At 70.1% G+C, this 13,666-nt stretch carries 12 protein-coding genes; 9 read left to right on the top strand and 3 right to left on the bottom strand.

Features of this window, described 5'->3' with window-relative positions; all coding sequences use genetic code 11:
- Positions 1–66: 66 nt before the first annotated feature.
- The 3 genes from RG19_RS06510 to RG19_RS06520 all read right to left on the bottom strand — a co-directional run bounded on the left by RG19_RS06510 (position 67) and on the right by RG19_RS06520 (position 4,456).
- Positions 67–1,272 carry an acetyl-CoA C-acyltransferase gene (locus tag RG19_RS06510; RefSeq protein ID WP_058834569.1) on the bottom strand — a complete coding sequence of 402 codons (1,206 nt, stop codon included), beginning with the start codon at positions 1,270–1,272 and terminating at the stop codon, positions 67–69.
- Between the two features lie 79 nt (positions 1,273–1,351).
- Positions 1,352–3,724 carry a 3-hydroxyacyl-CoA dehydrogenase/enoyl-CoA hydratase family protein gene (locus RG19_RS06515; RefSeq protein ID WP_058834570.1) on the bottom strand — a complete coding sequence of 791 codons (2,373 nt, stop codon included), beginning with the start codon at positions 3,722–3,724 and terminating at the stop codon, positions 1,352–1,354.
- Positions 3,725–3,835: 111 nt separating this feature from the next.
- Positions 3,836–4,456: a TetR/AcrR family transcriptional regulator gene (locus tag RG19_RS06520; RefSeq protein ID WP_058834571.1), complete on the bottom strand. Its 621-nt coding sequence runs from the start codon at positions 4,454–4,456 to the stop codon at positions 3,836–3,838.
- A 235-nt stretch (positions 4,457–4,691) separates the two neighbouring features.
- On the opposite strand from RG19_RS06520, the gene ndk reads away from it, so the two are divergent.
- The 9 genes from ndk to RG19_RS06565 all read left to right on the top strand — a co-directional run bounded on the left by ndk (position 4,692) and on the right by RG19_RS06565 (position 13,607).
- Positions 4,692–5,117 (top strand): nucleoside-diphosphate kinase, encoded by a 426-nt coding sequence (ndk, locus tag RG19_RS06525; protein WP_058834572.1) that lies wholly within the window; start codon positions 4,692–4,694, stop codon positions 5,115–5,117.
- A gap of 18 nt (positions 5,118–5,135) precedes the next feature.
- On the top strand, positions 5,136–6,392 hold the full coding sequence (gene rlmN / locus RG19_RS06530; protein ID WP_082672524.1) for a dual-specificity RNA methyltransferase RlmN: 1,257 nt from the start codon (positions 5,136–5,138) through the stop codon (positions 6,390–6,392).
- Entirely contained in the window at positions 6,379–7,200 is an 822-nt protein-coding gene (locus tag RG19_RS06535) for a tetratricopeptide repeat protein (RefSeq protein WP_058834573.1), read from the top strand. The genes rlmN and RG19_RS06535 overlap by 14 nt, the downstream gene beginning before the upstream one ends.
- The gene (locus RG19_RS06540) at positions 7,197–8,051 is read left to right on the top strand and encodes a helix-turn-helix domain-containing protein (protein WP_058834574.1); all 855 of its coding nucleotides are present in this window, start codon (positions 7,197–7,199) and stop codon (positions 8,049–8,051) included. Before RG19_RS06535 ends, RG19_RS06540 begins: the two co-directional genes overlap by 4 nt.
- Positions 8,052–8,196: 145 nt before the next feature.
- Positions 8,197–8,826: a YfgM family protein gene (locus RG19_RS06545; RefSeq protein WP_058834575.1), complete on the top strand. Its 630-nt coding sequence runs from the start codon at positions 8,197–8,199 to the stop codon at positions 8,824–8,826.
- 2 nt (positions 8,827–8,828) lie between these two features.
- Positions 8,829–10,022, top strand: a complete 1,194-nt coding sequence (bamB, locus tag RG19_RS06550) for an outer membrane protein assembly factor BamB (RefSeq protein WP_058836456.1) — start codon at positions 8,829–8,831, stop codon at positions 10,020–10,022.
- A 203-nt stretch (positions 10,023–10,225) separates the two neighbouring features.
- The gene (gene der, locus RG19_RS06555; RefSeq protein ID WP_058834576.1) at positions 10,226–11,623 is read left to right on the top strand and encodes a ribosome biogenesis GTPase Der; all 1,398 of its coding nucleotides are present in this window, start codon (positions 10,226–10,228) and stop codon (positions 11,621–11,623) included.
- A 9-nt stretch (positions 11,624–11,632) separates the two neighbouring features.
- Positions 11,633–12,256 (top strand): molybdenum cofactor guanylyltransferase, encoded by a 624-nt coding sequence (gene mobA / locus RG19_RS06560; protein ID WP_238376598.1) that lies wholly within the window; start codon positions 11,633–11,635, stop codon positions 12,254–12,256.
- Between the two features lie 109 nt (positions 12,257–12,365).
- Positions 12,366–13,607 (top strand): molybdopterin molybdotransferase MoeA, encoded by a 1,242-nt coding sequence (locus RG19_RS06565; protein WP_058834578.1) that lies wholly within the window; start codon positions 12,366–12,368, stop codon positions 13,605–13,607.
- Positions 13,608–13,666 lie beyond the last annotated feature (59 nt).

Here is a 13,666-nt window from a genome sequence, read left to right on the forward strand (position 1 = left end):
TTGCAACGAAGAACGGCGCCTCTCGGGCGCCGTTCTTCGTTGCGTCGCGAAACGTGTCCGCGGCCGTCAGAGGGCTTCGAAGATGCCCGCGGCGCCCATCCCGGTGCCGATGCACATCGTGACCATGCCGTACTTCTGCTGCTGCCGGCGCAGGCCGTGGACGAGGGTGGCCGTGCGGATCGCACCGGTCGCGCCGAGCGGGTGACCCAGTGCGATCGCGCCGCCGAGCGGGTTGACCTTGTCGGGATCCAGTCCGCTGTCGCGGATCACTGCCAGCGCCTGGGCTGCGAACGCCTCGTTGAGCTCGATCCAGTCCAGCTGGTCCTTGGTCAGGCCGGCCTGCTTGAGGGCTTTCGGAATGGCGGCGATCGGACCGATGCCCATCACTTCCGGGCGCACACCCGCGACCGAGAAGCTGACGAAGCGCGCCAGCGGCGTCAGGCCGTAATCCTTGATCGCCTGCTCGGAGGCCAGCAGCACCGCGCCGGCGCCGTCGCTCATCTGCGAGGCGTTGCCGGCGGTGACGGTGCCGCCGAACTGGCCGTTGCGGAACACCGGCCGCAGCTTGGCCAGTGCTTCGACCGACGTGCCCGGGCGCGGCCCTTCGTCGGTATCGACCAGCAGCTTCTTCAGCTGGATCGCGTTGCCGGCGAGGTCGGGCACGTGCGACAGGATCTCGTAGGGGCTGATCTCGTCCTTGAACGCGCCGGCCTCGATGGCCGCCAGCGCCTTGCGGTGGGAGGCGGCGGCGAAGGCGTCCTGCTCCTCGCGCGAGACCTTCCATTCCTCGGCGACCTTCTCGGCGGTGATGCCCATGCCGTAGGCGATGGCGACGTGGTCGTCCTTGAACACCGATGGCGACAGCGCGACCTTGTTGCCCATCATCGGCACCATGCTCATGCTTTCGGTGCCGCCCGCCAGCATCAGGTCGGTGTTGCCGAGGCGGATCTGGTCCGCAGCCAGCGCGACCGCCTGCAAGCCGGACGAGCAGAAGCGGTTGACGGTCTGGGCGGCCACGGTGTCGGGCAGGCCGGCCAGCAGCGCGCCGATGCGCGCCACGTTCATGCCTTGCTCGCCTTCGGGCATGGCGCAGCCGATGATGGCGTCGTCGATACGCCCGGTATCGATGCCCGGCGCCTGCGCGACGACGGCCCTCAGGACATGCGCGAGCATGTCGTCGGGACGGGTGTTGCGGAACACGCCCTTCGGCGCCTTGCCCACGGGCGTGCGGGTGGCGGCGACGATGTAGGCGTCCTGGATCTGCTTGGTCATGGGGTGGACTCCGGAGTCTGGATTCGGGTGGGAACGCGTCGGCACGGCATCCGCACTGGGCGGATACCGGTCCCGAACCTCAGTTCCTCAGCGGCTTGCCGGTCTTGAGCATGTGACCGATGCGGGCCTGTGTCTTTTCCTGCTGGGCGAGCTCGACGAAGTGCCTGCGCTCCAGCGTGAGCAGCCAGTCCTCGTCGACCACCGCATTGCGGTCGACTTCGCCGCCGCACAGCACGGTGGCGATGCGGGTGGCGATTTCGTCGTCGTAGGGGCTGATGAAGCGGCCTTCGAGCATGTTCACCAGCAGCATGCGGAACGTGGCGATGCCGACGTCGCCGGCCACGCGGATGCGGCGTGCCGGCAGCGGCGGGCGGTAGCCGGCCTCGGCCAGCGCGCGCGCCTCGGCCTTGGCGATGTGCAGCAGCTCGTAGGCGTTGAAGACCACGCGGTCGTCGGCACGCAGCAGGCCCAGCTCCTTGGCGTTGACCGCGGAATTGGAGACCTTGGCCATCGCCACGGTCTCGAAGGTCTTCTTCAGTTCGGCGAACACGTCGCCGCCGGGGCCGGCGGCTTCGGACGCCCGCAGGGCGATCTCTTTCAGGCCGCCGCCGGCCGGCAACAGGCCGACGCCGGCCTCGACCAGGCCGATGTAGCTTTCCAGGTGCGCCACGGTGCGGGCACTGTGCATCTGGAACTCGCACCCGCCCCCCAGCGCCAGCCCGCGAACGGCGGCCACCACCGGCACCAGCGCGTACTTGATCCGCTGGCTGGTGCGCTGGAAGTTGGCGACCATCGCCTCGAACGCATCGACCTTGCCGGCCTGCAGCAGGCCCAGGGCGCCGGCCAGGTCGGCACCGGCGGAGAAGGGCTCCTTCGGCTGCCAGATCACCAGGCCCTGGAAGTCGCGCTCGGCGATGGCGATCGCCTCCTGCAGTCCGTCGAGGACCTGGTCGGAAACCGTGTGCATCTTGGTCTTGAACGAAACCACGCCGATCCCGTCGCCGTCGTGCCACAGGCGCACGCCGTCGTTTTCGTAGACGGTCTCGCCTTGCGCGAAGGTTTCGCCCAGCACCGGGTCGGGAAACCGCTGGCGGGCATAGACGGGCAGGGTGGAGCGGGCGACCTGCGTGCCCTCGGCCGGGCTGTAGCTGCCCTCGGCCGAATGCACGCCCTTGCGGCCGTCGAGCACCCAGGCCGGCAACGGGGCGTCGCTCATGGCCTTGCCGGCGGCGATGTCGTCGGCGATCCACTGCGCCACCTGCTGCCAGCCCGCGGCCTGCCACGTTTCGAAGGGCCCGAGCGACCAGCCGTAACCCCAGCGGATGGCGAGATCGACATCGCGCGCGGTCTCGGCGATGTCGGCCAGATGGTAGGCGCTGTAGTGGAACAGGTCGCGGAACACCGCCCACAGGAACTGCGCCTGCGGATGGGCGCTTTCGCGCAGCTTCTGGAACTTCTCCGCGGGGTTCTTGATTTTCAGGATCTCGACCACCTCGTCGGCGGCCTTGCGGTCGGCGGGGCGGTAGTCCTGCTTCTCAAGATCGAGGACGTTGATGTCCTTGCCGACCTTGCGGAAGATGCCGGCGCCGGCCTTCTGGCCCAGCGCCCCCTGATCGATCAGGGCCTGCAGCCATGCCGGAGCGGCGAAGTACTTGTGCCACGGGTCGTCGGGCAGGGTGTCGGCCATGGTCTTGATGACGTGGGCCATCGTGTCCAGGCCGACCACATCGGAGGTGCGGTAGGTCGCCGACTTCGGGCGGCCGACCAGCGGGCCGGTCAGCGCGTCCACCTCGTCGAAACCGAGCCCCGACTGCTGGGTGTGGTGGATCGTGGACAGGATCGAGAACACGCCGATCCGGTTGCCGATGAAGTTCGGGGTGTCCTTGGCGTAGACCACGCCCTTGCCGAGCTGGGTCGTCAGGAAGGTCTCGAGCCCTTCGAGCACGCGCCTGTCGGTGCCGGCGGCCGGAATCAGCTCGGCCAGGTGCATGTAGCGCGGCGGGTTGAAGAAGTGCACGCCGCAGAACCGATGGCGAAGTTCTTCAGGAAGAACATCCGCCAACGCATTGATGCCGAGACCCGAAGTATTGCTGGCGAGGACCGCATGCCCGGCCACGTGCGGCGCGATCTTGCGGTACAGATCCTGCTTCCAATCCATCCGTTCGGCGATGGCCTCGATGATCAGGTCGCAGTCCTCGAGCTGGCTCAGGCCGGTCTCGTAGTTGGCCGGGACGATCGCCTCGGCGAGCGCCTTGCTCGCCAACGGCGCAGGACTCAACTTGCCGAGGTTGCCGATCGCCTTCAGGACGATGCCGTCCTGGGGGCCGTCCTTTGCCGGCAGATCGAACAGGACGGTGTCCACGCCGGCGTTGGTCAGGTGTGCGGCGATCTGCGCGCCCATGACGCCGGCGCCCAGTACGGCGGCCCGGCGGACCAGAAGTTTCTCAGACATTCTTCGCAACTCCTTGAATCGAAAAAGATCGAATCGACAGCTGTCGATCCGGAATGGATCCGCCCTCGGGCGGGTGAACAGACGATCGCGGCGTGCGGGCGATCGGCGATGTCATTGGCAACGGATGCCCGCCGCCGCGAACCGGATCAGCTCCTGCGCCGCGCGACGCCGATGCTCGGCCTCGTCGACGCCGGGCGGCCGCCGGATCAGGCCGAAATCCGCCATCGCGTAGGTCAGCGCGCCGCCCAGGAAATCCAGGCGCCAATACAGCGCTTCCTTGCTCAGGCCGGGGACGCAATCGGCGATCGCGCGGGCGAATTCGCGCTGGACATGGCCGTAGCGCTCGGACAGGAAGCCGCGCAGGCGGTCGTTCTGTTCCGCATAGGCGCGCGCGATGATGCGAATGAAGGCCGCGCCCCCGTCGCGATCGCCCGCCAGCGCCAGCGCCGGCTCCACGAATGCGGCCAGGACGGCTTCCAGCGCGCCGGGCCGCTCCATCCGGGCCGCGTTGAGCATCAGCAGGCGTTGGGCACTCATATCGTCCATGCGGCGCCGGAAGACCTCGTTGACGAGATTCTCCTTGCTGCCGAAGTGGTAGTTGACCGCCGCGATATTGACGTCCGCGCGGCCGGTCACCTGGCGCAGGGACGTGGCGCTGAACCCCTGGTCCGCGAACAGTTCTTCAGCGGCGCCGAGGATGCGCTCCTTGGTCGAAAACTGGGAAGAAGCCATGCCGCTCCACAATCAAACGCTTGTTTGGATGGTAGGCGGGTGTGGCGCGCGCGGTCAAACCGCAGCGCAACATCGGCATCGGGGCGCCTTCAAATGCGAATCGCGATGAGCTAGAATCGCTGCCAACCAGGTTGGCTAAACCCGCGCAAAGTCGCGGGTTTTTCCATTTCCCTGTGAACCTTCCCTGTTAATCCGGGCCGCGATTCGTTGCCGCCCACCCGATCGGAGACCGTCCATGGCGCTCGAGCGCACCCTGTCCATCATCAAGCCCGACGCCGTTGCCAAGAACGTCATCGGCGAGATCTACGCCCGTTTCGAGAAGGCCGGCCTGAAGGTCGTGGCCGCCCGCATGAAGCAGCTGTCGCGCAAGGAAGCCGAGGGCTTCTACGCGGTACATCGCGAGCGTCCGTTCTTCAACGCCCTGGTCGAGTTCATGATCTCGGGTCCGGTGATGATCCAGGTGCTGGAAGGCGAGGGCGCCATCGCCAAGAACCGCGACCTGATGGGCGCGACCAATCCGAAGGACGCCGAGGCGGGCACCATCCGCGCCGACTTCGCCGATTCGATCGACGCCAACGCCGTGCACGGGTCGGACGCCGCCGAGACGGCAGCCGTCGAGATCGCATACTTCTTCCCGAGCACCGACGTCTACGCGCGTTGATCGCGCAGTGACCGCGCCATGACCGACCGCATCGACCTGCCCCAGTCACCCGCAAGCGCCGCGACCGGATCCGCTCCGGCCGCGGCGTCGTCGCGCGCGGCCGTCGGGCAGGGCGGTGCGGCGGCCGCGCCGCCGCCGGCCCGGCAGAACCTGCTGGAGCTGGACCGCGAGGGCCTGGAGCGCTTCTTCGTCGAGAGCCTCGACGAGAAGCGTTTCCGCGCCCACCAGATCATGAAGTGGATCCACCACCGGCACGTCACCACCTTCGAGGAGATGACCGACCTCGGCAAGGCGTTGCGCGCCAAGCTCGAGGCGCATGCGGACATCCGCGTGCCCGGGATCCAGTTCGAGAAGCCCTCCGTCGACGGCACCCACAAGTGGCTGCTCGGCATGGACGGCAAGAACGCCATCGAGACGGTGTTCATCCCCGACAAGGGGCGCGGCACGCTGTGCGTGTCGTCGCAGGTCGGTTGCGCGCTGAACTGCCAGTTCTGCTCCACCGCGACCCAGGGCTTCAACCGCAACCTGTCGACCGCCGAGATCATCGGCCAGGTCTGGGTCGCGGCGCGCCACCTCGGCAACGTGCCGCACAAGCAGCGCAAGCTCACCAATGTCGTGATGATGGGCATGGGCGAGCCGCTGATGAATTTCGACAACGTCGTGCGCGCGATGAGCGTGATGCGCGACGATCTCGGCTACGGGCTGGCGAACAAGCGGGTGACCCTGTCCACCGCCGGCATGGTGCCGATGATCGACCGCCTCGGCGAGGCCAGCGACGTCTCGCTGGCGGTCTCGCTGCACGCGGCCAACGACGAACTGCGCACCGAACTGGTGCCGCTGAACAAGAAGTACCCGATCGCCGAGTTGATGGCCGCCTGCCAGCGCTACGCGCTGCGTCGCAAGGGCACCTCGATCACGTTCGAGTACACGCTGATGCGCGGGGTCAACGACCGCCCCGAGCACGCCCGCCAGTTGGCCAAGCTGATGCGCGCCTTCGACCGCGCGGTGCAGATGAAGGACGCCGCCAAGGTCAACCTGATCCCGTTCAACCCGTTTCCGGGCACGCGCTTCGAGCGCTCCGACGACGCCGACATCCGCACCTTCCAGAAGCTGTTGCTCGATGCGCAAGTGCTGACCATGGTCCGGCGCACCCGGGGCGACGACATCGATGCGGCCTGCGGGCAGCTCAAGGGACAAGTGGCCGACCGCACCCGGCGACAGGCCGAGTTCCAGAAGCAGCTGAAGGCGCAGGGAGGCGTCGATGCGGCGCTCTGAGCCGGCGGCGCGCGTTCTGTTCGTCATCGCGGTCGCGGCCGCGGTTCTCGCCGTCGGTTGTTCGTCCCGTCCCAGCTACACCGTGCGCGGCGAGACCAGCGTGGCGCCCGAGTACAACATCCGCTCGCGCCCGCAGGATCGTCGCCAGGCAGAGGCCGCGCTGCACCTGAGCCGGGCCGACCGCGCCCTCGCCACCGGCGATCTCGACGCCGCCGAGGCCGCCGCCCGCGAAGCCCTTCGGCTCGATGCGAAGTCCGCCGACGCGCTGACCATCCTCGCATTCATCGAGCAGGGTCGCGGACGCCCCGCGCAGGCCGGCGAGTTCTACCGCCGCGCCGCCGAGGCCGCGCCCGGCGACGTCATCGTGCTCAACAACTATGGGGCCTGGCTGTGCGGCAACGGCCGTGCCGTGGAGGCGATGGGCTACTTCGACCGCGTGCTGTCCGACGAGCGTCACGGCCGGCATGCCGACACGCTCGCCAATTCCGGCACCTGCGCCGCCGCGGCGGGGCAGCCCGACCGGACCGAGCGCGACCTGCGCGTGGCGCTGCGCCTGGATCCGGAAAACGCGCTGGCATTGTCATCGATGGCGGAATACCAGTACCGTATTGGGCAGTTTTTCGAGGCGCGCGCATTCTCGCAGCGCCGTCTGGCGGCCGCACCGGCGACTGCCGGCGCGCTCCGGCTGGCCTCGCAGATCGAAGAAGCACTCGGCGACAAGGTGAACGCCGATCGTTACCGTCAGCAACTGGGAACGGAATTCCCGGGCGCGCTGTCCGAATCAGCCGGGGAAAGCAGTCAGCCATGACATCTGCAGCGAATCCAGGCCTGCCCGACCAGGGCCACGGTGATCGCCTGCGAGACGCCCGCGAGCACGCCGGGCTGACGGTGGAGGCCGTCGCGTCCAAGATGCGCGTGCCGATCCGGGTCGTCGAGTCGCTCGAAGCCGGTGATTGGGGTCGCCTCGGCGCACCGGTCTTCGTGCGTGGCCAGATCCGCAGCTATGCGCGCGCGCTCGGCCTGCCGGGCGATGCCCTGTGGCCGGAAGACGCGCAGCGCCCGGTGGAACCCTCGCGGCTCGAGCCGCGTACCTACACCTCGCCGGTGCAGCGGTTCGCCGAACAGGCCGCCCGTCGCCTGGTCTACGTGGTGATCACCGCGGCCATCGCGGTGCCGGTCTGGGTGGTGACGCGCCAGCATGTCGACGGCGGCATCCAGTCGCTGGCCTCGCTCGATGTGGATCCTGCCGATCTCGCGCAGCCCGTCGATGGCGAGCGCGGGCCGGACAGCCGTCCGCCGGCGACGCAATCGCAGCGGCCGTTCGTGGCGTCGATCACGCCCTCGGTCCAACGCGCGCCGCAGCCGCAGGCCGTGCCGGATACGTCGCCCGCCGCCTCGTCGCTGACGCTGGCCTTCCGCGACGAGAGCTGGATGCAGATCATGGCGCCCGACGGCAGCGAGCTCGAGCAGGGGCTGCTGCGGTCGGGCGAGTCGCGGACCTACGAGGCCGGTCAGGTGGGGCGCGTGGTGCTGGGCAACGCCGGCGCGGTGGAGGTCCGACGCGGCGACGAGGTTCAGGATACGTCGGCCTTCCAGCGGGCGAACGTGGCGCGCTTTAGGGTATCCTCTGACGGCTCGCTGGCCCCGGTCTCCGATTGACGGAGCGCGCGGAGCGGGCATGACCGCCGGGCCGTGGTCCCGGTGCAGATCCAGTCGTCGGCGTTGAGCGCGGACGACTTCCCAGAAGAACAACAAGGCCGTGCACGCAATGCGTACGGCGAGAACGCGTACGGCGAACAACGGCATGGCGATCGACGATCTTCCCGACGAACACGAACAGAGCGAGCGCGTCCGCGACTGGCTGCGACAGAACGGTTTCGGCATCGTGGCCGGCCTGCTGGTCGCGCTGGGGCTCATCTTCGGCTGGCGCTGGTGGCAGGGCGAGCAGCATGTGCAGCGGGTCGAGGCCAGCGTCGCCTACCAGCGGATGGTGGCTGACCTCGCCACCGGCGACCTCGACGATGCCCGTCAGCAGGTCGCCGCGATGCAGGGGAGCCGCTACGCGACCCTCGCCGCGCTCGAACTGGCGCGCGCGCAGGTCGACGGCGACGATGTCGACGGCGCCATCCAGACCCTGGAGGCCGCCGACGCCTCGGACCCGGCCCTGGAGCCGATCCGCCGCCAGCGTCTGGCGCAGCTCCTGATCGCGGCCGAACGGGCCGACGAGGCCGTCGCACTGCTGCAGGATGCGAGCGATCCGTCCGGCCTGGAGACCCTGGGCGACGCCCAGGTGGCGCTGGCCCGGTCGGACGACGCGCGCGCCACGTATGGTCGTGCGCTTGCCCAGCTCGATGTCGCCTCGCCCGGACGCGGCCTGATCGAACTCAAGCTCGCCGATGTCGGCGGCGAACCGACCCCGAACGAGGCTCTCTGATGATGTCCGCTTCCCGTACCCTGGCCCAGCGCACGGCCATCGTGCTGCTCAGCGTGGCGTTTCTCTCCGGCTGCAGCACCGTGCGCGGCTGGTTCAGCAGCAACGACGACGACACCCCCAACACCACCGATCCCGTGGAGCTCGTCGATTTCACCGCGACCGCCTCGGCCAACCGGCTGTGGACGGCGAGCGCGGGGCGCGGCGAACGCCGGATCGGCGTGCGCCAGGCGCCGACGATCTCCAACGGCCGGGTGTACGCGGCGGCGGTGCGCGGCGGCGTAAGGGCCTTCGACCTGCAGACCGGCGCCCGGGTGTGGCATTACGACTCCGACCTGCGCCTGTCCGGCGGCCCCGGCGTGGGCGACGGCTTGGTGGTCGTGGGCGGCCTGGATGGCGAAGTGGTCGCACTCGACGCCGAGACCGGCGCGGAGCGCTGGCAGGCCAAGGTGCAGAACGAGGTGCTGGCGGCGCCCGTGATCGGCCAGGGCGTCGTGATCGTGCGTTCCAACGACGGGCGCGTGACCGCGTTCGATGCCACGACCGGCGATCGCCGCTGGTTCTGGGTCCGCGAGCTGCCGACGCTGACCCTGCGCGGGCACGGCTCGGTCGTGCTCGGCCCGGGCATCGCCTTCACGGGCAACGACGACGGCACCGTCGCCGCGCTGAGCCTCAGCGACGGCCGGGTGTTGTGGGAGCAGATGGTCGGGGTGCCCGAGGGCCGTACCGAGCTCGAGCGCATGGCCGATATCGACGGCACCCCGGTGCTGGAGGACACGACGCTGTTCGCGACCAGTTACGCGCGGCAGACCATGGCGATCGAAGGCCCGAGCGGGCGCCCGTTGTGGGCCAGCGATCGCGGCGGTGCCGGGCGTCCGGCGATCACGGCGAACCTGGTCACGGTGTCGGATCCGGCCGGCAGCGTCTGGGGCCTGGACAAGCGCAGCGGTTCGCCGATGTGGCACCAGGACGGCCTGGCGCGGCGCGATCTCACCTCCGCGGTCGCCCATGGCAACTACGTCGTGGTCGGCGATTACGACGGCTACCTGCACTGGCTCAGCCTGGACAGCGGGCAGTTCGCGGCCCGCGCCCGCGCCGGCCGCAAGGCGCTGCGCGGCACGCCGGTCGTGGCCGACGGCATCCTCGTGGTGCAGAACGTCGAAGGCGACCTGAGCGCCTGGCGCATCGGCGCCGAGTAAGCGCGTGGCGCCCCGCGTCGCGGGGTCCGCATCGCTGCACTACCATGGGCACCGGCCGCGTCGAGCGGCCGGTGCCGTTTTCGCGTTCGGCGCATCGGATGGGCGTGGTGCCGGACGTCGTCGCCCGCAGGCCGATGTACCCGGCTGATTCTTGACCCGGCCGATGTCCGCATCGGGCCGATTCTTCTCCAGGGTTGATCTCCATGCTTCCACTCGTCGCCCTCGTGGGCCGCCCCAACGTCGGCAAGTCGACACTGTTCAACGCGCTCACGCGGACCCGCGACGCGCTCGTGCACGACGAGCCGGGCGTGACCCGCGACCGCCACTACGGGGTGTGCCGGCTCGATCCGGAGCGGCCGTTCGTGCTGATCGACACCGGCGGCATCGCCGGCGACGAGGCGGGGCTGGCCGGTGCCACCGCGCGCCAGGCCCGGGCGGCGGCGGAGGAGGCGGATCTGGTGCTGTTCGTGGTCGACGGCCGCGAAGGCGCCTCCGCGCTCGACGACGACCTGATGCGCTGGCTGCGCAAGAGCGACCGGCCGACCCTGCTGGTGGTCAACAAGACCGACGGCCTGGATACCCGGGCCGCGGTCGCGGAGTTCGCGCGGTACGGCTTCGACGACATCGTGCCGGTGTCGTCGGCCCATCGCGTGGGCCTGGACGAACTGATCGAGGACGTCATGGCCCGGCTGCCCGAGGCCGGGGCGGGCGAGGAACTGGACCAGGATCCCGAGCGGATGCGCGTCGCCTTCGTCGGGCGGCCGAACGTCGGCAAGTCGACCCTGGTCAACCGCCTGCTGGGCGAGGAGCGGATGATCGCCTCCGAGGTCCCGGGCACGACCCGCGATTCGATCGCCGTGGACCTGGAGCGCGACGGGCGCAAGTACCGCCTGATCGACACCGCCGGCATCCGCCGGCGCGCGCGCGTCGAGGAGGCGGTCGAGAAGTTCTCGGTGGTCAAGACGCTGCAATCGATCGAGGAATGCCAGATCGCCGTGGTGCTCATCGACGCCAGCGAAGGCGTCACCGACCAGGACGCCAGCGTGCTCGGTGCGGTGCTCGATGCCGGCCGCGCCCTGGTGGTGGCGGTGAACAAGTGGGACGGCCTGACCACCTACCAGCGCGAGCAGGTCGAGGCGCTGTTGTCGCGCAAGCTCGCGTTCGTGCCGTGGGCCGAGGCGATCCGGATCAGCGCCAAGCACGGCTCGGGCCTGCGCGAGCTGTTCCGCGGCATCCACCGTGCGCACGTCTCGGCCACCCGCGAGCTCGGCACCACCGAGGTCACCCGGGCGCTGGAGATGGCCTACGAGAGCAACCCGCCGCCGACCGTGCGCGGCCACGTGCCGAAGCTGCGCTTCGCGCACCCGGGCGGCACCAACCCGCCGACCATCGTCGTGCACGGGTCGCGCCTGAAGAGTCTGCCGCAGAGCTATCACCGCTACCTGGAGAACTTCTTCCGCAAGCGGTTCAAGCTGGTCGGCACCCCGGTGCGCTTCGTCTTCAAGGAAGGCGACAACCCGTACAAGGACCGCAAGAACGTGCTCACCGAGCGCCAGGTGGCGCGCAAGCGCCGGTTGCTGCGCCACGTCAAGCGCAAGTAGGCCTGCGGCGTGACCGCGGACATGGCGCCGCCACCGCCGCCGGCCACGCCGGCCGACGTGACGCCGGCCGACGTGACGCTGGGAATCCTGGCCGGCGGACGCGCGAGCCGGCTCGGGGGCCTCGACAAGGCCTGGCTGCACCGCGACGGCCGGTCGCAGATCGAATCGATCATTGCCGAGCTCACGCCGCTCGTGGGCGCGGTGCTGGTCTCGGCCAACCGGAACGCCGAACGCTACCGCGCGCTCGCCCTGGACGTGGTCGCCGATGCGCACCCGGACTGCGGGCCGGTGGGCGGCCTGCACGCGCTCGCGCACGCCTGTGCGACGCCCTGGCTGCTCACCGTGCCTGTGGATGCGCTGCGGCTCGCGCCGGCCGCCGTCCGTGCCCTGATCGCCCATGCGCCCGCGTTCGCCGAAGACGACGACGGCTTGCAGCCGCTGTTCGCCTGCTGGCCCGCACACCGGCTGACGATGGCCGCAGCGCAGGCCATCGCCGACGGGCGTCTGCCGGTGCGCGGCCTGCATGCGGCGCTCGGCATGCGTGCCGTGGCGATTTCCGGCACGATCGGCAATCTCAACACCGCGGACGATCTGGCGGCGGCCGGCGTCCGTCCCGACGCCCGACGGCCGTGATCTCCCGCATCGACGCGGGTGCCGCACGCCATCGCGCATCGACCGCGCGCCGGCACCGCGATCCCGGCGTGCCGCCGAATCCCAAGCCTTTCGTACATCTGGACCCTACGTGACCCCGTCATTTCCGACCCGCATCTCGTACGCGCAGGCCTGCGCCATTCTCGACGCCGCCGCGGCGCGCAAGCGCCTGCCGGTCGAACGCCGGCCGCTGGCCCGCGCGCACGGCCACGTGCTGGCCGAGGATGTCCGGGCGACGCTGCCGCAGCCGCCGTTCGACAACTCCGCGATGGACGGCTTCGCCTTCCGGCACGACGACCTGGCGCAGGCGCGCGACGCCGGCCTGGCCTTGGCGGGCGAACAGTTCGCGGGCGAGCAGGCGCCGCTCGATGTCGCCGCCGGCACCTGCATCCGGATCACCACCGGCGCGCCGCTGCCGCCGGCCGCCGATACCGTGGTGATGAAGGAAGACACCGAGCTCTTGCAGGACGCCGACGGCACGACCCGCGTGCGCTTGCGCGTCGACCTGCCGCGCGGACGCCATGTGCGCAGCGCCGGCGAGGACAGCAAGGCCGGCGACCTGCTGGTGGCCGCCGGGCAACCGTTGACCGCGTCCCGGCTGGCGCTGTGCGCGTCGCAGGGGCTGGCGGAGGTCGCGGTCCGGCGGCGCCCGACCGTGGCGGTCTTCACCACCGGCGACGAGCTCGTGGAGCCCGGCCAGGCGCTGGCCCCCGGACAGATCTACAACTCCAACCGCGTGCAGTTGATGGCGTCCCTGCGCGATGCCGGACTGGAACCCACCGCGTGGCCGACGCTCCCCGACGATCCCGCACAGGTGTATTCGGCGCTGCTGCACGCCGGGCACGCGTTCGATCTGGTGATCACCTGCGGCGGCGTCTCGGCGGGCGAGAAGGACCACCTGCCAGCCCTGTTGCAGGAGAAGGCCGAGATCCTGTTCTGGAAGGCGCGCCTGAAACCGGGCATGCCGGTGCTGCTGGCCGAGGGCGGGCAGTTGGGCGATGCGCTGTTCCTGTGCCTGCCGGGCAATCCGGTCTCGGTGCTGGCGACCTGGCTGGCGCTCGGACGCCGGCTCGCCGAGGGCTTGCAGGGCGCCGCCGAACCGCCGCGGCGATTCGCCAGGCTGGCCAGCGACTGGGACAAGCGCCACGAGCGCCTGGAGTTCCTGCGCGGCCGCCTGCGCTGGCGCGACGACGGCACGCTGGAGGTCGAACCCAACCCCGCCGACGGCTCCCACCGCATGCGCGCGGCAGCGGATTCCGACGCCCTGGTCGTGCTCGACGAGGGCGCGCGCCCGTATCCGGCCGGGACCGCGGTGGAAGTGATCCTCTACTGAGGCCGCGCCCGGAGCGCGCGCAACGCTGCGATGCAGGCCTGGCCCGCCGCGGCCGGGCC

Origin of the sequence: Luteimonas abyssi (assembly GCF_001482195.1) — a bacterium.
GTDB classification, from domain to species: Bacteria; Pseudomonadota; Gammaproteobacteria; order Xanthomonadales; family Xanthomonadaceae; genus Luteimonas; species Luteimonas abyssi.